Raw genomic sequence first — 20965 nt, forward strand, 5'->3', positions numbered from 1 at the left:
GACTCATCGTACTCATGTTCGACTGTGCGACCGTGGAGGGGCGACGGTCAGCTCGCACGTGCCGTTCTCGCAGGAACGCTGCAACCGGCCTCTGGAGATGGTCTGCGCGAGTCCGATCGCCCAGCAGGTCGGGCAGCCGCGCAGGGCCAGCAGCCCGACCGGCGCGAGCAGGAGGGCGGCGAGGCCGAACGCGGGAACGAGCGCGAGCGACCCGATCAGCGCGCCGAACCCCACCACCCCGCGGAGCAGGTGCCGGGGCACCGACGCGCTCGCGAAGCTTCGATCGTCAGTGGTCATCATCGCCTCCGATGGCGGTGTCGAGGGTGCCGTGCAGTGTGTCGTGAACCGCGGCGCGGGCGCGGTGCAGCCGGGACTTCATGGCGGCGGTGCTGAGGCCGAGCGCGTCGGCGACCATCCGCCCGCTGTGGCCCTGGACGTCTCGCATGATCAGCACGCGGCGCTGGTCGTCGGGCAGCGCGGCGATCGCCGCCGCGACCCTTTCGGCCTCCAGGCGGCCCAGGACCTCGTCCTCGGCCGACCGCAGGGCCGTGCCGGCCGATGACGGGGTGTCCTCGGCCGGCGGAAACTGCCGCAGCATCAGCCGCGCCTGACGCAGGCACTCGTTGCGGACGATGCGGAACATCCACGAGGCCAGCGCTCCGGAGGCGCGCAGCATCCCGATCTTCCGGTACAGGATGATCAGCGCCTCCTGCGCGGCGTCCTCGGCGTCCTCGGGCGAGGCGCACAGGGCATGCGCGAATCGCCGTACGTGCGGGTGGGAGCCGGAGACCAGCGCGGTGATCGACTCGACGTCTCCACGCTGGGCGGCGGCGATCAGCACGTCGTCGGGCCAGGCACGGTCAGCCACGCGAGCGGCTCCTTCGGCGCAGCACGACGACAGAGCACGTGCAGACGAGAACGGCCGCGGCGATGACGGCACCAACGATCATGACAACCTCCGGATCCGGGTCCGGCGCGGTGGCCGGACATCTATGAGAGGCGTTTCGGTCGCGAAAGGATTCACCGTCGCCGTCCGGCACTTGAGACGGCAAACATCCAAGCGCTAGCTTCCAGAGCATGCGCGTGTTGGTGACGGGTGCGTCGGGCTTCATCGGTTCCCACGCGGTCGTCGCGTTGCGCGAGGCGGGCCATGAGTGCCTTCTTCTGGTGAGAAATCCGGAAAAGGTGAAGAAGGTGGTCAAGGTACCCGGTGTCCTCTACCAGGCGGACATCACGGACGCGGAAGCCGTACGGAAGGCACTGGCACAGTGTGACGCGGTCCTGCACGCCGCCGCGGACATCGGCGTGACCGGGCACGAGGTCGACCTGCACGGCGCGAACGTCCGCGGGCTGAAGAACGTGCTCGCCCAGGCCGTGGAGCTCGGGCTGGACCCGATCGTGCACCTGTCCACCGTCGCGGTGTTCGTGCCGCCCAGCCACCCCGTCATCACCGTGGACAGCCCGCTGGCCAGGCCGCGCAACGCCTACGGCATGACCAAGCTGTACGGCGAGCGCTACGCCAGGGATCTCGACGGCGTGACCATCGTCTACCCCGGCGGCGTCGTCGGCCCCGGCCAGCCCACGCTCGACGCGCTCAACGAGGGCATCAGGGCCGGGCTCAGGCAGGGCTGGCCGATCGTGCCCGGCGGGGTGAACGTGCTCGACGTGCGCGACCTGGCCGTCGCGCTCGCCCGGTGCTTCACCCCCGGCAAGGGCGCCCGCCGCTACCTGTTAGGCGGACATTTCCTGACCTGGGGGCAGATGGCGACGCTCTGCGAGGACGTCACGGGACGGCGGGTGCGGCGCTTCAGGATCCCCGGCGCGCTGCTGCGAGCCACGGGCTCCACGCTCGACGCGCTGAAACGCGTCGTGCCCCTCGACCACCCGCTGACCCGCGACGCCGCCGACATCATGCTGACGCTCGTCCCCACCGACGACGTCCCGACGCTGCGCGAGCTGGGGGTCTCGCTGCGACCCGTGGAGAACACCGTGGCGGACACGGTGAGATGGCTCATCGCTGAAGGACACTTGACCATATGACAGAGCGGATCGGCGTCATCGGAGCGGGCATCGTCGGCTTGGCCGTCGCCCGGGAGCTCGCGCGCACCAGAGGCGCCGAGGTGATCGTCCTGGAGGGGGAGAACCGGGTCGCGGCCCACCAGACCGGCCACAACAGCGGGGTCGTCCACGCCGGCATCTACTACCAGCCGGGTTCGCTCAAGGCCACCCTGTGCCGGGAGGGCATGGCGCTGCTGCGGGAGTACTGCGCCGAGCACGGCCTGCCGTACGAGGAGGTGGGCAAGCTCGTGGTCGCCTCCACGGCGGCCGAGCGGCCCGCGCTGCGCGCGCTCGCCGAGCGGGCCAGGGCCAACGGCGTGCCCGGCATCGCCGAGCTCGACGCGCTGGCCCTGCGCGAGGTCGAGCCGCACGCGGTGGGCATCGCCGCCGTCCACTCGCCGCACACCGCGATCGCCGACTTCCCCGCCGTCGCCCGCCGGCTCGCTCGCGACGTGGCCGAGCTGGGCGGCTCGGTACGGCTGGCCCACCCGGTCAGGGCGATCCGTGAGACCGCGAGCGCGGTGGAGGTCCTGGCCGGTCGCCGGAAGTTCGCCTTCGACCGGCTCGTGGCGTGCGCCGGGCTCGGCACCGACGCCGTCGCCAGGATGGCGGGACAGCCGGGCGAGGTGCGGATCGTGCCGTTCAAGGGCGAGTACTACGCGCTGGCCGGGTCGGCCAAGGACCTGGTGCGCGGCCTGATCTACCCGGTGCCCGACCCCCGCTACCCGTTCCTCGGCGTCCACCTGACCCGGCGCATCGACGGCGAGGTGCTGGTCGGGCCCAACGCCGTGCTCGGCGACGTGCGCGCGCTGCTGACCTGGGAGGGCACCCGCAGGCTCGCGCGCCGCCACTGGCGCACCGGCCTGCGGGAGCTGTACGGCTCGGCGGTCAAGGGCGCGTTCGTCCGCGCCGCCAGGCGTTACGTCCCGGCTATCACCGCCGCCGACCTCGCGCGCACCGAAGGAGGCGTGCGCGCCCAGGCCGTCTCCCGCGACGGCGGCATGGTCGACGACTTCGTGGTCGACCTCCACGGCCGGATCGCGCTGGTGCGCAACGCGCCCTCTCCCGCCGCCACGTCCAGCCTGGCGATAGCCAGGCATATCGCGGGGATTGTCCCAGCACTCGCCCGTTAAGGGCATTCTTAGATGTGATGGCCACTATGGACGCCGTGGAAGCACGCCTGCTGATCGTCGAGGACGAGCCGAACATCCTCGAGCTACTCGCCGCGAGCCTGAGGTTCGCGGGTTTCGACGTGTCCACCGCGAAGAACGGGCTCGACGCGGTCACCGCCGTGCAGCGGCACCGGCCCGACCTCGTGGTGCTCGACGTGATGCTCCCCGACCTGGACGGGTTCGAGGTCGTGCGGCGGCTGCGCAGCAGCGGGCAGGGCACGCCGGTGGTGTTCCTCACCGCTCGGGACGAGACGGAGGACAAGATCCGCGGGCTCACGATCGGCGGCGACGACTACGTCACCAAGCCGTTCAGCCTGGAGGAGGTGGTGGCCAGGATCCGGGCGGTGCTCCGCCGTACCGCGGGAGACCCGCAGGCGCCGCCGCCCCGGCTGACGTTCGCCGACATCGAGCTCGACGAGGAGAGCCACGAGGTGTGGCGCGGCGGCCGGCCGGTGTCGCTGTCGCCGACGGAGTTCAAGCTCCTGCGCTACTTCATGGCCAACGCGGGCAGGGTGCTGTCCAAGCCGCAGATCCTCGACCACGTCTGGGACTACGACTTCAGGGGCGAGGTGGGCATCGTCGAGTCGTACGTGTCGGTGCTCCGCCGCAAGATCGACAACAGGGAGCCGCGGCTCATCCACACCCTGCGCGGTGTCGGCTACGTGCTGCGCAGCCCTCCCGAGACATGACCCTCAGGATCAAGCTGATCGCCGCGACGCTCGCGTTGCTGGCCTTCGGGCTCACGTTCATCGGCGTGCTGAGCGTCTCGGTCCTGCACACCTACCTGATCGACAGGGTGGACACGCAGATCTCGGTGGTGGCCGCCAGGGCGCTCATGCGGGTGCAGCACCGGGGCGCCCCGGCGCTGAAGAACCTGGTGCTGGAGCCCGACGTGATCGTCAAGGCGGGCGGCCCGTGGGTCAGCGGCCTCGACGCAGACCACCGGCAGCTGCCCGTCGTGCCGGTGCCGCCGCCGGCCGTGCCGACGACCGTGCCCGCCGTCTCCGGCGACGGCGAGTGGCGGGTGCAGGAGGTGCGAGGCCCGGACAACGCCGTCGTGCTGATCGCCATGGACCTGGACGAGGTCACGCAGATCACCCGCAGGCTGGCGCTCATCGAACTGCTCGGCGGCGGCGGCATCATGCTGATCCTGACCGTCGTGGGCATCACGAGCGTGCGAAAGAGCATGCGCCCGCTGGCCCAGATCGAGCGTACGGCGGAGGCCATCGCCGGCGGCGAGCTCGGCAGGCGGGTGCCCGACGGCAACCCGCGCACCGAGGTCGGACGGCTCGCCCGCGCGCTCAACGGCATGCTCGCCCAGATCGAGGCGGCCTTCGCGGCGCGGACGGCGTCGGAGAACGCCGCCAGCAGGTCGGAGGAGCGGATGCGCCGCTTCGTCGCCGACGCCGCCCACGAGCTGCGCACACCGCTGACCACGATCCGCGGCTTCGCCGAGTACGCCAGGCAGAACCCCGAGGCCGATCCCGCCGAGATGCTGGCCAGGGTCGAGCGCGCGGCGGGCCGGATGAGCCTGCTGGTCGACGACCTGCTGCTGCTGGCCAGGGTGGACCAGCAGCGTCCGCTGCAGATGCGGCCCGTCGACATGCTGGCGCTGGCCGCCGACGCCGTCCACGACGCCCGCATCCTGGCCCCCGAACGCGGCATCTCGCTGGAGGTCGTGGGCGGGGCCGCCCTCATCGTCTCCGGCGACGAGGTACGGCTGCGCCAGGTCGTCGGCAACCTCATGTCCAACGCGCTCACCCACACCCCCGCCGACACGCCCGTCACCATCAGGGTCGGCGCCGCCGGCGCCACGGTGTTCCTGGAAGTGGTGGACAAGGGGCCCGGCCTCACGCCTGAGCAGGCCGAACGGGTCTTCGAGCGCTTCTACCGGGCCGACTCCGCGCGCGCCCGTCGGTCGGAGGACGACAGGGGCAGCGGCCTCGGCCTGGCCATCGTCGCGGCGCTGGTCGAGGCGCACGGCGGCAGCGTGGTCGTGCACAGCGTGCCCGGCGAGGGCGCGACGTTCAGGGTCGAACTCCCACTCGCTCCTGAGTAACCCTTCAGCTTTTCCTCAGGCTGCTGCGGCACGCTGGCGGGGTGAACACACCTGAGGCGTTGATCCTGGTGGTGGACGACGAGCCGAGCATTCGCGACCTGCTCTCCGCCAGCCTGCGCTTCTCCGGCTTCGAGGTGCTGACCGCCGCCGACGGCCTGGAGGCCGTGGAGATCGCCGAGCGGGCCAGGCCCGACCTCGTGGTGCTCGACGTGATGCTGCCCGACCTCGACGGGTTCGAGGTGGCCAGGCGGCTGGAGGCGCCCGTGCTGTTCCTGACCGCGCGCGACGCGGTCGACGACAAGCTGACCGGGCTCGGGCTCGGCTCCGACTACGTGACCAAGCCGTTCAGCTTGGAGGAGGTGCTGGCCAGGGTGCAGGCGGTGCTGCGCCGTACCAGGGGGGAGGTGGGCGGCGCCCGGCTGCAGGTGGCCGATCTGGTGCTGGACGAGACCGAGCGCGAGGTGTGGCGCGGCGGCCGGCAGGTGCACCTGTCGCCGACCGAGTACAAGCTGCTGCACTACTTCATGGCCAACGCGGGCAGGGTGCTGTCCAAGGCGCAGATCCTCGACCACGTGTGGAACTACGACTTCGGCGGTGACGCGGGCGTGGTCGAGTCGTACGTGTCGTACCTGCGGCGCAAGGTCGACGACGTGGAGCCGCGCCTCATCCACACGCTGCGGAGCGTCGGATACGTGCTCAGGGAGCCGCCGGCCGAGTCCTGAGCCGGACCAATGCCACGAATCCGTCGTGGCGGTCCCGACGAGCTCGGCTCCACTGGCTAGCGTGGGGGCATGGACCTCCTCGAGGCGTTGCGTTCGCTGCGGGGCCTGCTCGACCGCGAGCTGTTCCCGCTGGACATCGGGGACGTGGCGGCCGACAGGCGAGCGCTGCGCGAGCTGAAGGGACAGCTGGACGACTACCTGTTGCCCAGGCTGGCCGCGATCGACGCGCCGCTGCTGGCCGTCGTGGGCGGCTCGACCGGTGCCGGCAAGTCGACGCTGGTCAACTCGCTCGTCGGGGCCGACGTGTCCGAGCCGGGCGTGCTGCGGCCCACCACGCTGGCGCCGACGCTGGTGGCGAGCCCGGCCGACACGCACTGGTTCATGTCCTTGGCGGTCCTGCCCGGACTGCCGCGTGTGACAGGAGCCTCCGGCGACCCGGGCACGCTGCGCGTGGTGAGCGCGCCCGCGCTGCCGCAGGGTCTCGCGCTGCTCGACGCGCCCGACATCGACTCGGTGGTGACCGCGAACAGGGAGCTGGCGGCGCAACTGCTCGCGGCGGCCGACCTGTGGCTGTTCGTCACCACCGCCGCCCGTTACGCCGACGAGGTTCCGTGGAGCTTCCTGCGCTCGGCGCGCGAGCGGAGCACCGCGCTCGCGATCATCCTCGACCGGGTGCCGCCCGACGCGGTCGGGCCCGTCTCCGCCGACCTGGCCCGCCTGCTGGAGGTCAACGGCCTCGCGGGCACGCCGCTGTTCACCGTCCAGGAGGCGGTGCTGCTGACGGAGAGGGGGCGGCTGCACCCCGACGCCGTGCGCCCGATCAACGACTGGCTGGCGCGACTGGCCGCCTCCTCGGCCGCGCGGGCCCGGGTGGTGCGCCAGACGCTCGCGGGAGCGCTGGACAGCCTGGGGAGCAGGGTCCCGGCGCTGGCGGTGGCCGTCGCCAGGCAGCGCAAGGGTGCCGAACGGCTGGCCGACATCGTCGCGGCGGCCTACTCGGGCGGGATGGCCGACTTCGACGAGGGCATGCGGGACGGCTCGCTGCTGCGCGGCGAGGTGATGGCGCGATGGCAGGACTTCATCGGCACCGGCGACCTCATGCGCTCGCTCGAGTCGCGCATCGGCTGGCTGCGCGACCGGCTGTCGGCGGTGCTCACCGGACGGGAGGCGCCGCAGGCCAGGCTGCGGGTGGCGCTGGAGAGCGGCGTCGCCGCGCTGATCAGGGGGGCGGCGGACGCGGCGGCCGAGCGGGCCCTCGACGGCTGGACGGCGGCGCCCGGCGGCAAGGATCTGCTGGAGAAGGCGGGGGCGCTCGCCGCGGCCAGGCTGGGCCGCGCCTCGTCCGGCATCGACTACGACGACGTGGTGCGCGGCTGGCAGGGTTACGTGCTCGACCTGGTCAGGGAGGAGGGCGCGGCCAAGCGCACCAGCGCGCGGGCGGCCTCCTTCGGGGTCAACGGGGCGGGGCTGCTGCTGATGCTCGCGGTCTTCGCCTCCACGGGCGGGCTGACGGGGGTGGAGATCGGCATCGCGGGCGGCACGTCGGTGCTGTCGCAGAAGGTCCTGGAGGCGATCTTCGGGGACCAGGCGGTGCGGACGCTGACGGCCAAGGCGCGGGAGGACCTGCGGTCCAGGGTGCAGGCGCTGCTCGACGCGGAGGCGGCCAGGTTCACGTCGTTGCTGGAGGAGGTGTCGGTGCCGGAGGGCATGGCGGGCGAACTGCTGGCGGCGGCTCACGCTGTCCGCGACCACCGAGCCGAACTCCCGGCGGCCCCGACCAACGGACTCCCGGCGGTCGAGGCGCCGGAGCTCGCGAGCGGACAGGCCGATCCGGAGCTGGCGGACGGGCTGGTCGATCCGGTCGAGGTGCGGGAGGACCCGGCGGGCGAGGACGGGCGGCGGCCGGCGCGGGGCGGGGAGGGCGCGTGAAGCTGTCGCGGCGCGAGGAGATCCCCTCGCTGGACGACCGGTTGACCGGCCTGCTGAAGGCGGCGGAGCTCGCGGAGGGCAGGCTTCCCGACGAGCCGGTCTCGGCGGCGCGGGAGGTGGCCGAGCGGGCAGGCGCACGGCGCGAGCTCTCGGTCGACCACACGGTGGTCGCGCTCGCGGGCGCGACGGGCAGCGGCAAGTCGTCGCTGTTCAACGCGCTGGCGGGCGGCGAGCTGGCCACGGTGGGCGTCACCAGGCCCACCACCTCGACCGCCCAGGCGGCGCTGTGGGACGGCACGGGAGCAGGACCGCTGCTCGACTGGCTCCAGGTGCCGCACCGCCACGAGGTGACCGGCGACCCCCAGGGGCTGGTCCTGCTCGACCTGCCCGACCACGACTCCATCGAGCTGACCCACCGGCTGGAGGTGGACCGGCTGGTCGAGCTGGTCGACCTGCTGGTGTGGGTGGTCGATCCGCAGAAGTACGCAGACGCCGCCCTCCACGACCGCTACCTGCGCCCCCTGGCCGAGCACGGCGAGGTGATGGTGGTCGTGCTCAACCAGATCGACAGGCTGCCGCCGGGCGCGGCCGAACGCTGCGCGGCCGACCTGCGCCGCCTGCTCGACGAGGACGGCCTGCGCGGCGTGCCCGTGATGGGCGCCTCGGCGCGGACCGGCGCCGGGCTGGCCGAGCTGCGCGCCCTGCTGGAGGAGCGCGTCGCCGAACGGACGTCGTGGGCGGCCCGCCTGGCGGCGGACGTGTCCACCGCCGCGGGACGCCTCGCCGCCGCCGGCGCGGCGGACCACTCCGGCCCCGCCGTCCCGCGGGAGGGGCGGCTCACGACGGCGCTCGCCGAGGCGGCGGGCGTGCCGCTGGTGGTGGAGGCGGTCGCCAGGGCCCACACGCACCGCGCGGTGGCCGCGACCGGCTGGCCGGTGACCAGGTGGATGCGCAGGTTCAGGCCCGACCCGCTGCGCAGGCTGGGGCTGGGGAGCGGCGCGAAGGGCGAGCTGGTGGGCAGGACCTCGCTGCCCGAGGCGTCGGCCGTGCAGCGGGCCCGCATGGAGACCGCCATCAGGGACGTCGGCGAGGCGGCCGCGCGCGAGCTGCCCCCGCCGTGGGCCGTGGCCGTACGGCACGCGGCCCGCTCGCGCGAAGGCGAGCTGGCGGCGGCGCTCGACAAGGTGGTGGCGGCCGCCTCGTTCGGTGTGACGCGCAGCCCCCGCTGGTGGGCGGCCGTCGGCGGGCTGCAGTGGCTGGTGTTCGCGGCGACGGTGCTCGGCGCGGTGTGGCTCGGCGTGCTGTTCCTGCTGACCTATCTGCGGCTGCCCGAGCCGCCCCTGCCGACGGTCGGCGAGGTGCCGTGGCCGACCGTCCTGCTGATCGGCGGGGCGATCGCCGGCCTGCTGATCGCGCTGCTCTCCCGGCTGGCCGCACGGCTGGGCGGCCGGCGCAGGGCCAGGCGGGTCGCGAGGGCGCTGCGGTCGGCTGTGGCGGAGGTGGGCGAGGAGCTGGTGCTGGAGCCGGTGAAGGAGGAGCTGGACAGGTACGTCCGCTTCACCGAGGCGCTGGGCGTGGCCAGGTCCTGAGACCGGCCGTGCCCCGGCGCCGCCGATCCGTCAAGGGACGTTCGCCAGCACCATCCGCATGTAGGCGATCAGCTCGGCCCGGCGGGCGAACGGGTTGCGGTACAGCGCCGCCCCGCCCTTCCTGATGCGCAGCGCCTCCCTGACGATCCGGTGCCAGCGCTCGTCGAAGAGGCGCAGCGCGTACTCGCCCGCCGCCGTCTTCGACGTCACCTCGCCCGCGGCGAGCGTGTGGTGCAGCCTGGTCACCCCCAGCGCGCCCCAGCTCGTCTGCGCCGGGACGAGCGCGGCGAGCCCCCAGAGCGAGGTGGTCCTGGACGACTTCTCCGCCCATCGCGTCCAGTAGCCCGCCAGGTTCTCCCGCGTACGGCGGGCCAGCAGGTCCCAGTCGGTGTGGACGCCGACCTCGGCGACGGCGGGCCCCCTGACCGTCACCCCGCTCTGGGCCAGGACGTGCCAGGTCACCAGGTGCCGCTCGAACCTGCTCTCGGCCTCGAACCGCCAGGCGTGCACGCCCGGGCGCGCGGGGGTCTGCTCGGGGTCGCGCCGCAGGTCGTCCCAGGTGACGTAGAGCCCGTCGAAGTGCGGTGACCTGCCGCGCTCCTTCAGCCGGGCGTGGACCTCGCGCAACGGCTCAACGTCGGCGCCCTCGGGGATCACCGCGACGAAGTCGACATCGCTCACCCCGGGTGTGAAGTCGCCGAGCGCGGCCGAACCCTGCAGGTACAGCCCCTCGACCAGCCCGGGCGCGTGCCGGTCGGCCAGGTCGAGATAGGCCGCGCACACGGCCTCGACGGACGCGTCGATCTTGTCGGTCATCCGGATGACCCTACGGGGACCGGCGGCGGCCCGCCGGTCCCCTTCTCCGTCGGCTGAACTCCGTCGACCGGACCCCGTCGACTGGACTACGCGGGCTGGACTACGCGGGCTGGACTACGCGGGGCTGGACTACGCGGGGCGCGTGACCGCGTAGCGGGCGGTCGTGGCGTCGCTGCTCAGCAGCCGCAGCCCCGCCTTCTCGAGCACGCGCGCCGAGGCCGGGTTCGCCTGCTCCACGCCGGCATGCACGGTGTGCACCCCGGGCGCGGTGAAGGCGAACGCGACCATGGCGCCCGCGGCCTCGGTGGCGTAGCCGCGGCCCCTGCGGGACGGCACGACGCCGTAGCCGATCTCGAGGGAGCCGTCGTTCGGCGGCCAGAACAGGCCGATCGCACCGACCACCAGGCCGGTTTCGCGCTCGACGATCTGGCGCTGGCCGTACTCGCCGGCGGCGGCGGGGTGCTCGGCGATGAAGCCGGCGATGACGCGGTCACCCTCGGAGGGGAAGTCCTCGGCCCAGTGCGCGGGCCGGGGACCGTCGAGGACGGCGGCGAGTTCGGCGGACGACCACGGCCGCAGGACGAGGCGGTCGGTGATCAGGTCGGTGCCGGAGAGCTGGAAAGTGGACAACGCGAAGACTCCTGGTCGTTGGGAGGAGCCGGACCGCGCTCTCAGCGTGCGGCGGCCCGGACAAGGGCATGACGACATGGCCGGCTGACAGCCATATTCATCGACCTCCCTCGTCTCGCGCGCCGCAGCAGAGTAGCAGGGCGGCCTGTCGAGCCCGCGACTGTCTCGACGCCGCCGCCATGGCGCGAAGCGAGCGCGCCCGGCAGGCCCTTCAGCCTCCGCCGCCGTCCCCTCCGCCCCCGCCCCCGCCGCCATCGCCCCAGCCCCCGCCATCGCCCATGCCGCCACCGGTGTCGTAGGTGTGGTGGTAGCCGCCATCGCCCCCGTATCGCCGACGGCCGCTCTTGCGGCGGGTGTGCCGGACGGGTCGGGGTCGGGGGTGGGGCCGGTGGCCGAGCGCGGCCCTGACTCTGCGGTCGGGCAGTTCCTGCAGGCCGTGCAGTGCCACGCCGCGCCCGATGGCCTCGGGCGAAGGACGGGCGGGACGCTCGCCCCGGGGTTGGGCGAGCCGCGCGTCCCGCAGCAGGCGGGAGACCCGCCCCGTGGTCCAGAGGCCGGTCAGGCCGGCGGCCGTGGCCAGGCCGAACACCCCGGCCGCGGCGTACGTCAGGCCCGCGGCGGGGATCGCGCGCAGACCCAGCAGGACGAGCGTGATGACCAGGCCCAGCGCGGGGGCGCCGGTCGTGACGCCCAGCAGCCGGCGGGCCCGCTCCGCCGCCCGCTCGGTCACCCAACCCTTGCCGACGAGCCGCTTGACGTCGTCGTCCGTGACGGCCTGATGCGCCAGATGGACCTCCAACCCGTCATCGGAGCCGCGGGCGGCCTCGACGAGAGTGGTCTCGATCGGTCCGCGCGCCTCCGGGCCGGAGGAGGAGACCTGGATGCGCCGCGTGGCGGAGATCGTGACCGTGCCCCTCGCGACGAGTTCGGCGAGCGCGGCGTTGACGACGCGGGTGTGGCCGCCCGCCAGGTAGGCGAGCCGGTCCCTGCCGACATCGGCGTGGGCCGGGTAGCGGCCCGGTCGCACCCTCAGCGCGCCGACCGCGGAGACCACCGCGACGCAGCAGGACAGGAGAAGTAAGACGAGGTCGATGATCGCCTCCATGTGTCGCCTTCGAGCTTCCACCCTTCATCCTGCCGCGATGTCGGGAGCCGTGTTGGGAGCATCGTTGAGCGGTCGTGCACGATCTTTCGCCTGTCCGGCATTGATCGTCCGGCCGGTGCGGGAGAGGGTGGGAAGGTGATTATCGATGTGTGGGCGCAACCCACCATGGGCGGACGGCCAGGCAGGCTGCCCATGCCGGAGATCCGGCGGCTGTTCGAGAAGTCGGGGAGCGCCGACCTGATCGACAAGCCCGTCACGCCGGGGGAACTGGTCGCGCTCATGGACGCGGCAGGCGTCGACATGCTCCTGCTGTCGGCCTGGCACCGGCCGGGCGGATGGGTGATCAGCAACGACGACGTCGCCACCTTCACCGCGGCCTACCCGAACCGGTTCGCGGGGCTGGCGGCGGTGAACCTGGCCCATCCGGTCGCGGCCGTGGCCGAGTTGCGCCGCGCGGTGGAGGAGCTGGGGTTCGTCGGGCTGCGGATGGTGCCGTGGCTGTGGGAGCTGCCGCCCGACCACCGGCTCTACTACCCGCTCTACACCACCTGCGTGGAGCTGGGCGTTCCCTTCTGCACCCAGGTCGGGCACACGGGGCCGCTGAAGCCGTCCGAGACGGGCCGGCCGGTGCCGTACCTGGACAGGATCGCGCTGGACCTGCCCGAGCTGATGATCGTCGGCGGCCACATCGGCTATCCGTGGACCGACGAGATGATCGGCATGGCGTGGAAGCACGACAACGTCTTCATCGACACCTCGGCCTACCTGCCGCGCTACTACCCGCCGCAGCTCGTGCACTTCATGAACACCTACGGCAGGGGCAAGGTGATGTTCGGGACCAACTGGCCCCAGCTGTCCCATGACCGCGCGCTCGCCCAGGTCGACGAGCTGGAGCTGACGGCCGAGGCGCGCGCCGACTTCCTCGGCGGTACGGCCCGCCGCGTCTTCAGGCTGGGCGCGGAGGACTGAGTCAGGAGAACCAGCCGCGCCGCCCCGTCGGCGACCTCGCCGCTCTCTACCGAGCAGGCCGAGCCGAAGGCGTCTGGCACGGGATCGCCGAGACGGTCCGCCATGGCGCTCGGCGGGGGCGGCGCGGTCTCGTGGCCGGTTGAGGCGGCCAGAGCCGAGCTGAGGGGACGGCTCAGCGCAGGACGCCGACCCCGCCGTCGATGCGCAGGCGCGGCGGGGCGTCCAGCAGGTTGAGGTCGTCCTCGTCGTCGACGCGCCAGTCCTGCACGGGAACGAGGCCCGGTCCGATCAGCTCGAACCCGTCGAACAACCGCAGGACCCGGGCGCGGTCGCGGAAGACGGCCTGCGCGGGGGAGCTGGCCGTGGCGGTCGTCAGCCGGGCGATCGCCTCGGGATGGCTCTCCGCCATGCCGTGGGTCAGCACCAGGTGGCTGCCGGGCGCCATGCGGTCCCTGAAGGCGGCCACGATCCCGGCGGGGTCCTCCTCGTCCATCACGTAGTGCAGGAGCCCGACCATCAGCACCCCGAGCGGCTGCTCGAAGTCGATCAGGCCGCCGACGTAGGGGTCGCCGAGGATGTCCTTGGGGCGGCGCACATCGGCCTGGATGCCTTCCACGCCGGGCACGTCGGCCAGCAGCACCTGGGCGTGCAGCCGCACGACCGGGTCGTAGTCGACGTAGATCACCCGGCACGCGGGGTTCACCGCGCGCGCGACCTCGTGGACGCTCGGCGAGGTCGGGATGCCGGTGCCCAGGTCGATGAACTGCCGCACGCCCTGCTCGGCGAGATGGCGCACCGCCCTGGTGAGGAACAGCCTGTTGGCGCGGGCCACCAACCGGGTGTCGGGTGCCACGGCGAGCAGCCGGTCGGCCACCGCGCGGTCGATGGCGAGGTGGTCCTTGCCGCCGAGGAGGTAGTCGTAGACGCGCGCCGAACTCGGCACCGTCGGATCGACACCCGGAGGAACACGCTCTAACTCGGCCACGGCGTCTCCTTGCCTCAAACCTCTGGATCGCCATGCTACTCAACCGCCACCGAGAGATCGTTCAGATTTATCTCGATTATCGAGATATCAGTCCAGGGGCCGGCTCGCGGTGAGAGTGGTGAGAAGCGGGCGCAGCAACGGATGGAGGTCGGCCCCCCGCCGGACCGCCGCGAAGACACGGCGTTCCGGGCCGGGGATCCGGCGGACGACCACCCTGGACAGGTCGAGGTCGCGCAACGCCAGCCGGGGCACGAGCGCGACCCCCGCACCAGCGCCCACCAGCGCGACCACGGCGCGGAAGTCGTCGGAGGAGTGCGCGAACCCCGGCGTGAAGCCCTCCCTCTCACAGGCGAACGCGATCACGTCGTGGACCGGATTGCCGGGATAGGGGCCGATCCACGGCTCGTCCGCCACCTCCGACAGCGTGCCGGCAGGCGCGTGGTCCGCCGGAAGCAACAGGTCGAAGGGCTCGGCGTAGAGGGGCAGCCGGGTCAGGCGATGGTCGTCGGGCGCGCCGCGGTACTCCACCGCGATGGCCAGATCCGCCTCGTCGTCGAGCAGCATGGTGAGGCCGCGGTCGCCCTCGGCGTCCAGGACCCGGATCTTCAGCGCGGGCGCGCTCACCCGCAGGGCGCTGACGGCGGGCGCGAGCACGACACTGATCGCGGTGGCGAACGAGGCCACCGTCACCTCGCCCGCCGAACCCGTCGTGTAGGCGGCGACCTCGGCCTCGGCACGTTCGAGCTGGGCGAGGACCTCGTCGGCGTGGGCCAGCATGATGCGGCCCACCGCGGTGAGCCTGATGCCCCGGCCGTCGCGGGCGAACAGGCGGTGCCCCACCTCGTGCTCGAGCGCGCCGAGCTGCTGGGAGACGGCGGAGGGCGTGAGGTGCAGCGCGGCGGCCGCCGCGGTCACGGTGCCGTGATCCGCCACCGCGCGCAGCGTCCGGAGCCGCCGACTATCAATCACCCGCCCATTGTGACCCGCCCCCACCGGTGGCCGCTCTGCGCACGGACCTGCGCGCGGCCCCGGGTGGGGTGCCGGCTTGCCTTATAGGAGCGGTGGCCGGGCTGGCTTGCCTTTCGGGCTGGCTTGCCTTTGAGGGAAGGCGAGCCGGCCCGGGGGTGCGGGGATCAGTGTCGCGCGGTGATGAAGGCGGCGACGGCGCGGTCGACGTCGGCGGGGGTGTGGGCGGCGGACAGTTGCACGCGGATGCGGGCCTGGCCGTGGGGGACCACGGGGTAGGAGAAGCCGATCACGTAGATGCCCTGGTCGAGGAGGCGTTCGGCCATCGCGGCGGCCTCGGCGGCGTCGCCGATCATGACGGGGGCGATCGGGTGGTCGCCGGGCAGCACGTCGAAGCCCGCCTCGGTCATCTGCGTCCGGAACCGCCGCGTGTTGTCGCGCAGCCGCTCGCGGGCCTCGCTGGAGGTCTCCAGCAGGTCGAGGATGCGCAGCGTCGCCGCCGCGATGACCGGGGCGAGGGAGTTGGAGAAGAGGTAGGGGCGGGAGCGCTGCCGCAGCAGCTCGCAGATCTCCTTACGGGCGGCGACGTAGCCGCCGCTGGCCCCGCCCAGTGCCTTGCCGAGGGTGCCGGTGATGATGTCGATCCGGTCGGTCACGCCGTGGAGTTCGGGGGTGCCGCGCCCGGTGGGGCCGACGAAGCCGACCGCGTGGGAGTCGTCGACCATGACCATCGCGCCGTACTGGTCGGCCAGGTCGCAGATCTCCCGCAGCGGCGCGACGTAGCCGTCCATGGAGAAGACGCCGTCGGTCACGATCAGCTTGCGCCGCGCGTCGGCGGCCTCCTTCAGCCGGGCCTCCAGCTCGGCCATGTCACGGTTGGCGTAACGGTAGCGGCGGGCCTTGGACAGCCTGATGCCGTCGATGATGCTGGCGTGGTTGAGCGCGTCGGAGATCACCGCGTCCTGGGCGTCGAGCAGCGTCTCGAACACGCCGCCGTTGGCGTCGAAGCAGGAGCTGTAGAGGACGGTGTCCTCCATGCCGAGGAAGTCGGAAAGACGCGACTCGAGCTCCTTGTGCACCTCCTGGGTGCCGCAGATGAACCGCACGGAGGCCATGCCGAAGCCCCACGTGTCGAGCGCCTGCTTGGCGGCCTCGATCACCTCGGGGTTGTCGGCGAGGCCGAGGTAGTTGTTGGCGCAGAAGTTCAGTACCTCGCGGCCCGCGACGCCGACCGTGGCGTTCTGCGGGCTGGTGATGACGCGTTCGGGCTTGAGCAGCCCTGCCGAGGCGATCTCGTCCAGCGTGGCCCGCAGGTCATCCCGCGTCGTTCCGAACATCGCGCGCTCCAATCTCTGCTGAAGGGTTCGCGCGCGCGGTCCGCGCGCGCCCTCTCCGTCGTCGCCTGGGTCTGGTGGTGCTGGGGAAGGGGTGGGTACGGCGAGCCGTCACGCGCGGGGCGCGGCGTCGCTCCAGTCGAGGATGACCTTGCCGGCCCTGCCGCTGGCCGCCGTGTCGAAGGCGGCGTCGAAGTCGTGGGCGGGGAACCTGTGGGTGATCACCGGGGAGAGGTCGAGCCCCTTCTCCAGCAGGACGGACATGTTGTACCAGGTCTCGTACATCTCGCGGCCGTAGATGCCCTTGATGGTGATCATCGAGGTGACGACCGTGGCCCAGTCGATCGCGAACTCCTCGGCGGGCAGGCCCAGCATGGCGATCCTGCCGCCGTGGGTCATGTTCGCGATCATGTCGCGCATGGCCTGCGGGTGTCCCGACATCTCGAGGCCGACGTCGAAGCCCTCGCGCATGCCGAGCTGCTTCCAGCCGTCGGCGATGGAGGTCTGCGCGACGTTCAGGGCGAGGCTGACGCCCAGCTTGCCGGCCAGGTCGAGCCGTTCGGGGCTGACGTCGGTGATGACGACGTTGCGCGCGCCCACGTGCGTGGCGACGGCCGCGGCCATCAGGCCGATCGGGCCCGCGCCGGTGATCAGCACGTCCTCGCCGACCATTGGGAAGGAGAGCGCGGTGTGGACGGCGTTGCCGAACGGGTCGAAGATCGCCGCGATGTCGGGGTCGACGGGGATGCGGTGCACCCACACGTTGGAGGCCGGCAGCGTCACGTACTCGGCGAACGCGCCGTCGCGGTGGACGCCGAGACCGATGGTGTTGATGCACAGGTGGCGGCGGCCCGCCATGCAGTTGCGGCATTTGCCGCAGACGATGTGGCCTTCGCCGCTGACGAGGTCGCCGACCTGGATGTCCTCGACGCCCGGTGCGACCTCGACGACCTCGCCGGAGAACTCGTGCCCGGCGATGAGCGGAAGCGTCAGCGTGTGCTTCGCCCAGTCATCATATTTCCGGATATGGAGGTCGGTGCCGCAGATTCCGGTACGCAACACCTTGATCTTGACCTCGCCCGGCCGTACGGCGGGCTCGGGCACGTCCATCAGCCACAGGCCGGGTTCGGCCTTCTGCTTGACCAGCGCTTTCATGACGGTCGTTTCCCCCTCCTGACAACCTTACGCACTGTGCCGGTGATCACCCCTCGTGTCCATCGAGGTTTTCTTAACGGCCCTGTCAGCCCCGCTACACGATTTATCGAAAGAACCTTGTCAAAGTAGAATGACCCACCATGAGACAGGTCAGCGGTGACGCGTCCCTCCTGAGGAAGCTCAACTCCGCGGCGATCCTGCGCGCCATGCGGGGGGCGGGAGACGCGACGCTGACCGAGCTCGCCAGGGCCGCGAGGGTCTCGCGCCCGACGGCCGAGGTCATCGTCGAGGACCTGCTCGGCGACGGCTGGGCGGAGGAGTGCGAGGAGGAGCAGGGCGACCGGCAGCGCGGCCGGCCCGCGCGCCGCTACCGCTTCCGCGCCTCCTCGGGCCACGTGGTCGGCGTGGGCATCGGCTCGTCCAGCGTCCGCGCGATGGCCGCCGACCTCGGGGGCACCATCCTGGCCTCCTGCAGGGAGCCGCTGCCGCGCGACGCGGCCCCGGTCGAGCGGCTGGCCCTGGTGCGCGACCTGGTGTTCAGGGCCGCCGCGGAGGTGGGGCGCGAGCCGTCCGGGCTGGTGGCGGTGGGGGTGGGCACCACCGGCGTGGTCGACGGCGAGGGCCGGGTGGTCAAGAGCGTCGTGCTGCCCGGGTGGACGGGTGTGGAGCTGCGGGCCGAGCTGGAGAAGCGGATCCCCGCGCCGATCCTCGTCGAGAACGACATGCGGCTGGCCGTGCTGGCCGAGCACTGGCGGGGGGCCGCCCAGGGCCGGAGCAACGTCGTCTACCTGTTCACCGGCGACCGGCTGGGTCTCGGTTTCCTCATCGGCGGGGTTCCGTACCGGGGGGCCAACGCGGCCTCGGGTGAGATCGGCGTGCAGGCGGGCGACCACTGGGCCGCGTTCAGGCACGTCCTCGACTACGCCATGGCCGTGGAGCCGGGCGAGCTCAGGTCCACGAGGCAGAGCGCCGAGTTCGCCATCACCAGGGCCCGCGCGGGCGACGCGCAGGCCGCGGAGGCGGTCTCGAGGTTCGCCCGGCACCTGGCCGGCGGCCTGATCAGCATCGTCAACCCGCTCGACCCGGAGATGGTGGTGGTCGGCGGCAGCCTGTCCACCGCGGGCGATCTGCTGGTCGGACCGATCCAGAGCTACCTGGACGAGGCCTGCCTCTACCCGCCCAGGGTGGTGGCGTCGGAGCTGGGCAGCGAGTCGATCACGCTCGGCGCGGCGCGGATGGCGCTGAACCACGGCGACGCCGTGCTCTTTTCGTAGATCGTCTTTATCGGGCCACGCGGCCACGCCGGCGGTGGTGCTGCCGGCCATCACGCCGGTCCTCACCGTGATCCGGTTCCGGCTGCTGAAGAAGTGGGCCCACCGTGCGAGCGTGCCGGCCGTCGGCGCCGGGGGCTTGGTGATGCCCTTCGCCTGGAAGGTGCGCACCGCTTCGTCACGATGCGGCGGCAGATCATCCAGGTAGCCGCTTTCTCCTGAGAGGTTGCTTAACAGGGGCGGGATGCGTGCCCGAGGACGGCGATGCTGGGGCACGACTGCGCATAAATGTGGGGTTTACCCTAGTAACTTTCATAAATGGGCGCTAACCTCACGGCAACCCGTTCCGACTTGGAGGTGAGACGTGGTCGCATCCACGGCAACCCCCCTGGTGGATGCCCAGACGGACGTCCACTCCCACCGCGGGAGCATCCGCGACCGGCTGAGACGCGACTGGACGCTGCTGGCGCTGTGCCTGCCCGGCGTCCTCTACTTCGCCGTCTTCTTCTACGTCCCGCTGCTGGGCAACGTCATCGCGTTCAAGGACTACGCGCCCTTCCTCGGCATCTCCGGCAGCCCGTGGGTCGGCCTGGAGAACTTCGCGACGCTGCTGGCCGAGCCGGAGTTCTGGTCCGCCGTCGGCAACACGCTGGAGATCACCGCGCTGCAGCTGCTGCTGTACTTCCCCGCCCCCATCGCGCTCGCCCTGCTGCTGAACTCGCTGGTCGGCCACCGGATCAAGCGCTTCATCCAGTCGGTCGTCTACCTGCCCCACTTCCTGTCGTGGGTCGTGGTGGTCGCGATGTTCCAGCAGGTCATCGGCGGCGCCGGCACCGTGAGCGGGTTCCTGAACTCCCACGGCATCACCATCGGCAACCTGATGTCCAACCCCGACACCTTCAAGCTGCTCGTCACGGCCCAGGTGATCTGGAAGGACTGCGGCTGGGGCACGATCATCTTCCTGGCCGCGATCACCGCCATCGACCTGAACCAGTACGAGGCCGCGGCGATCGACGGCGCCGACTGGAAGCGCCGCCTCTGGCACGTCACGCTGCCCGGGATCCGCTCGGTCATCCTGATGATGCTGATCCTGCGCCTCGGCGACATCCTGTCCGTCGGCTTCGAACAGATGGTCCTGCAACGGGACGCGGTCGGCGCCGGCGCCGCCGAGGTCATCGACACCTACGTCTACTACCACGGCATCCGTGACGGCGACTGGGGCATGAGCACCGCGGCAGGCCTGATGAAGGGCCTCATCGGCGCGGCGCTGATCTACGCGGCCAACAAGCTCGCACACCGCTTCGGAGAGCAGGGGATCTACCGGTGAGGCCGCCATGGATGGAGCGCCCGTCGATCGCCGGGCGCGCGCTGAAGTTCGTCGTGCTGGCCGCGGTCGTGGTGGCCGTGCTGTACCCGTTCGGGCTCGCCGTCGGCACGAGCCTGATGGGGCGGGAGGAGAGCATCGCCAACGGCGGCAGCTACGTGCTCTTCCCCTCCCAGCCGACCTTCGAGGCCTACAGCCTGATCCTGTCGGGCGGCGCGGTCACCAGGTCGGTGCTGATCAGCATCGGCATCACGCTGACCGGCACCGCGCTGAGCCTGATCTGCACCGTCTTCCTCGGCTACGCGCTCTCGCGCAGGGGCCTGCTCGGCGGCAAGCCGATCCTGCTGATGGTGCTGGCCACGTTCCTGTTCACCCCCGGCATGATCCCGAGCTACCTCATGGTCAAGGAGCTCGGCATGATCGACACCTACCAGTCGTTGATCGTGCCCGTGCTGGTCAACGCCTTCAACGTGGTGGTGGTCAGGGCCTTCTTCCAGAACCTGCCCGAGGAGCTGTTCGAGGCGGCCCGCATGGACGGCTGCACCGAGTGGCGGATGCTGTGGCGGATCGCGATCCCGCTGTCCAAGGCGGTGATCGCGGTGGTCGGCCTGTTCTACGCCGTCTCCTACTGGAACACCTTCTTCACCGCGATCCTCTACATCAACGACCAGTCCAAGCACCCGATCCAGGTCGTGCTGCGGCAGTTCATCTTCCGCGGCACCTCGGCCACCGGCTCCGACGTCGCCATCGTGCGGGACCTGCCCGCCGCCTCGGTGCAGATGGCCGTCCTGGTCATCGCGCTGGTGCCGATCCTGCTCGTCTACCCCTTCCTCCAGAAGTACTTCACCAAGGGCGTCCTCACGGGCGCCATCAAGGGCTGA

20 protein-coding genes are annotated in these 20965 nt (G+C 71.8%); 11 read left to right on the top strand and 9 right to left on the bottom strand.

The features are described 5' to 3' along the window. Window positions 1-12 precede the first annotated feature (12 nt). Both ACWEVS_RS23725 and ACWEVS_RS23730 read right to left on the bottom strand, forming a co-directional pair. Entirely contained in the window at window positions 13-297 is a 285-nt protein-coding gene (locus tag ACWEVS_RS23725; RefSeq protein WP_452553310.1) for a hypothetical protein, read from the bottom strand. After that, window positions 287-868 carry an RNA polymerase sigma factor gene (locus ACWEVS_RS23730; protein ID WP_452553312.1) on the bottom strand — a complete coding sequence of 194 codons (582 nt, stop codon included), beginning with the start codon at window positions 866-868 and terminating at the stop codon, window positions 287-289. The genes ACWEVS_RS23725 and ACWEVS_RS23730 overlap by 11 nt, the downstream gene beginning before the upstream one ends. Before the next feature lie 209 nt (window positions 869-1077). Here ACWEVS_RS23730 and ACWEVS_RS23735 point away from each other — a divergent pair, with 209 nt between their 5' ends. The 7 genes from ACWEVS_RS23735 to ACWEVS_RS23765 all read left to right on the top strand — a co-directional run bounded on the left by ACWEVS_RS23735 (window position 1078) and on the right by ACWEVS_RS23765 (window position 9529). Beyond that, window positions 1078-2040 carry an NAD-dependent epimerase/dehydratase family protein gene (locus ACWEVS_RS23735; protein WP_452553314.1) on the top strand — a complete coding sequence of 321 codons (963 nt, stop codon included), beginning with the start codon at window positions 1078-1080 and terminating at the stop codon, window positions 2038-2040. Beyond that, window positions 2037-3191 carry an L-2-hydroxyglutarate oxidase gene (gene lhgO / locus ACWEVS_RS23740; protein WP_452553316.1) on the top strand — a complete coding sequence of 385 codons (1155 nt, stop codon included), beginning with the start codon at window positions 2037-2039 and terminating at the stop codon, window positions 3189-3191. Before ACWEVS_RS23735 ends, lhgO begins: the two co-directional genes overlap by 4 nt. A 26-nt stretch (window positions 3192-3217) precedes the next feature. Further along, window positions 3218-3919, top strand: a complete 702-nt coding sequence (locus tag ACWEVS_RS23745; protein ID WP_354914324.1) for a response regulator transcription factor — start codon at window positions 3218-3220, stop codon at window positions 3917-3919. Beyond that, a complete protein-coding gene (locus ACWEVS_RS23750) occupies window positions 3916-5289 on the top strand; it encodes a sensor histidine kinase (RefSeq protein ID WP_449918496.1) in 1374 nt (457 codons plus the stop codon). The genes ACWEVS_RS23745 and ACWEVS_RS23750 overlap by 4 nt, the downstream gene beginning before the upstream one ends. Window positions 5290-5330: 41 nt before the next feature. Beyond that, complete coding sequence (locus tag ACWEVS_RS23755; protein WP_449918493.1) at window positions 5331-6011, top strand: response regulator transcription factor; 681 nt, start codon at window positions 5331-5333, stop codon at window positions 6009-6011. Between the two features lie 69 nt (window positions 6012-6080). Further along, the gene (locus ACWEVS_RS23760; protein WP_452553318.1) at window positions 6081-7940 is read left to right on the top strand and encodes an ABC transporter; all 1860 of its coding nucleotides are present in this window, start codon (window positions 6081-6083) and stop codon (window positions 7938-7940) included. After that, on the top strand, window positions 7937-9529 hold the full coding sequence (locus tag ACWEVS_RS23765) for a GTPase family protein (protein WP_452418367.1): 1593 nt from the start codon (window positions 7937-7939) through the stop codon (window positions 9527-9529). The genes ACWEVS_RS23760 and ACWEVS_RS23765 overlap by 4 nt, the downstream gene beginning before the upstream one ends. Before the next feature lie 30 nt (window positions 9530-9559). On the opposite strand, the gene ACWEVS_RS23770 is transcribed toward ACWEVS_RS23765, so the two are convergent. The 3 genes from ACWEVS_RS23770 to ACWEVS_RS23780 form a co-directional block, all read right to left on the bottom strand. Next, entirely contained in the window at window positions 9560-10345 is a 786-nt protein-coding gene (locus ACWEVS_RS23770) for a nucleotidyltransferase domain-containing protein (RefSeq protein ID WP_452553320.1), read from the bottom strand. 129 nt (window positions 10346-10474) lie between these two features. Further along, complete coding sequence (locus ACWEVS_RS23775; protein ID WP_452553322.1) at window positions 10475-10975, bottom strand: GNAT family N-acetyltransferase; 501 nt, start codon at window positions 10973-10975, stop codon at window positions 10475-10477. 211 nt (window positions 10976-11186) lie between these two features. Continuing rightward, complete coding sequence (locus ACWEVS_RS23780) at window positions 11187-12080, bottom strand: TIGR04222 domain-containing membrane protein (RefSeq protein ID WP_452553324.1); 894 nt, start codon at window positions 12078-12080, stop codon at window positions 11187-11189. A 135-nt stretch (window positions 12081-12215) separates the two neighbouring features. Between ACWEVS_RS23780 and ACWEVS_RS23785 the strand changes: the two genes are divergently transcribed. After that, the gene (locus ACWEVS_RS23785; protein WP_354914340.1) at window positions 12216-13049 is read left to right on the top strand and encodes an amidohydrolase family protein; all 834 of its coding nucleotides are present in this window, start codon (window positions 12216-12218) and stop codon (window positions 13047-13049) included. Window positions 13050-13221: 172 nt separating this feature from the next. On the opposite strand, the gene ACWEVS_RS23790 is transcribed toward ACWEVS_RS23785, so the two are convergent. From ACWEVS_RS23790 to tdh, 4 genes are all read right to left on the bottom strand, one after another. Next, a complete protein-coding gene (locus tag ACWEVS_RS23790; RefSeq protein ID WP_452553326.1) occupies window positions 13222-14034 on the bottom strand; it encodes an SAM-dependent methyltransferase in 813 nt (270 codons plus the stop codon). 87 nt (window positions 14035-14121) lie between these two features. After that, window positions 14122-15003, bottom strand: coding sequence for a LysR family transcriptional regulator (locus ACWEVS_RS23795; protein ID WP_452553328.1), 882 nt, complete (start codon window positions 15001-15003; stop codon window positions 14122-14124). A 164-nt stretch (window positions 15004-15167) separates the two neighbouring features. After that, window positions 15168-16337 carry a glycine C-acetyltransferase gene (locus ACWEVS_RS23800; RefSeq protein ID WP_449918474.1) on the bottom strand — a complete coding sequence of 390 codons (1170 nt, stop codon included), beginning with the start codon at window positions 16335-16337 and terminating at the stop codon, window positions 15168-15170. A gap of 108 nt (window positions 16338-16445) precedes the next feature. Further along, complete coding sequence (gene tdh / locus ACWEVS_RS23805) at window positions 16446-17489, bottom strand: L-threonine 3-dehydrogenase (protein WP_354914348.1); 1044 nt, start codon at window positions 17487-17489, stop codon at window positions 16446-16448. 140 nt (window positions 17490-17629) lie between these two features. On the opposite strand from tdh, the gene ACWEVS_RS23810 reads away from it, so the two are divergent. From ACWEVS_RS23810 to ACWEVS_RS23820, 3 genes are all read left to right on the top strand, one after another. After that, window positions 17630-18763: an ROK family protein gene (locus tag ACWEVS_RS23810; protein WP_452418376.1), complete on the top strand. Its 1134-nt coding sequence runs from the start codon at window positions 17630-17632 to the stop codon at window positions 18761-18763. 361 nt (window positions 18764-19124) lie between these two features. Then, window positions 19125-20087: an ABC transporter permease gene (locus ACWEVS_RS23815; RefSeq protein ID WP_449918468.1), complete on the top strand. Its 963-nt coding sequence runs from the start codon at window positions 19125-19127 to the stop codon at window positions 20085-20087. Continuing rightward, window positions 20084-20965: a carbohydrate ABC transporter permease gene (locus ACWEVS_RS23820; RefSeq protein WP_354914354.1), complete on the top strand. Its 882-nt coding sequence runs from the start codon at window positions 20084-20086 to the stop codon at window positions 20963-20965. The genes ACWEVS_RS23815 and ACWEVS_RS23820 overlap by 4 nt, the downstream gene beginning before the upstream one ends.

It is taken from the genome of Nonomuraea sp. NPDC003754, assembly GCF_053605785.1.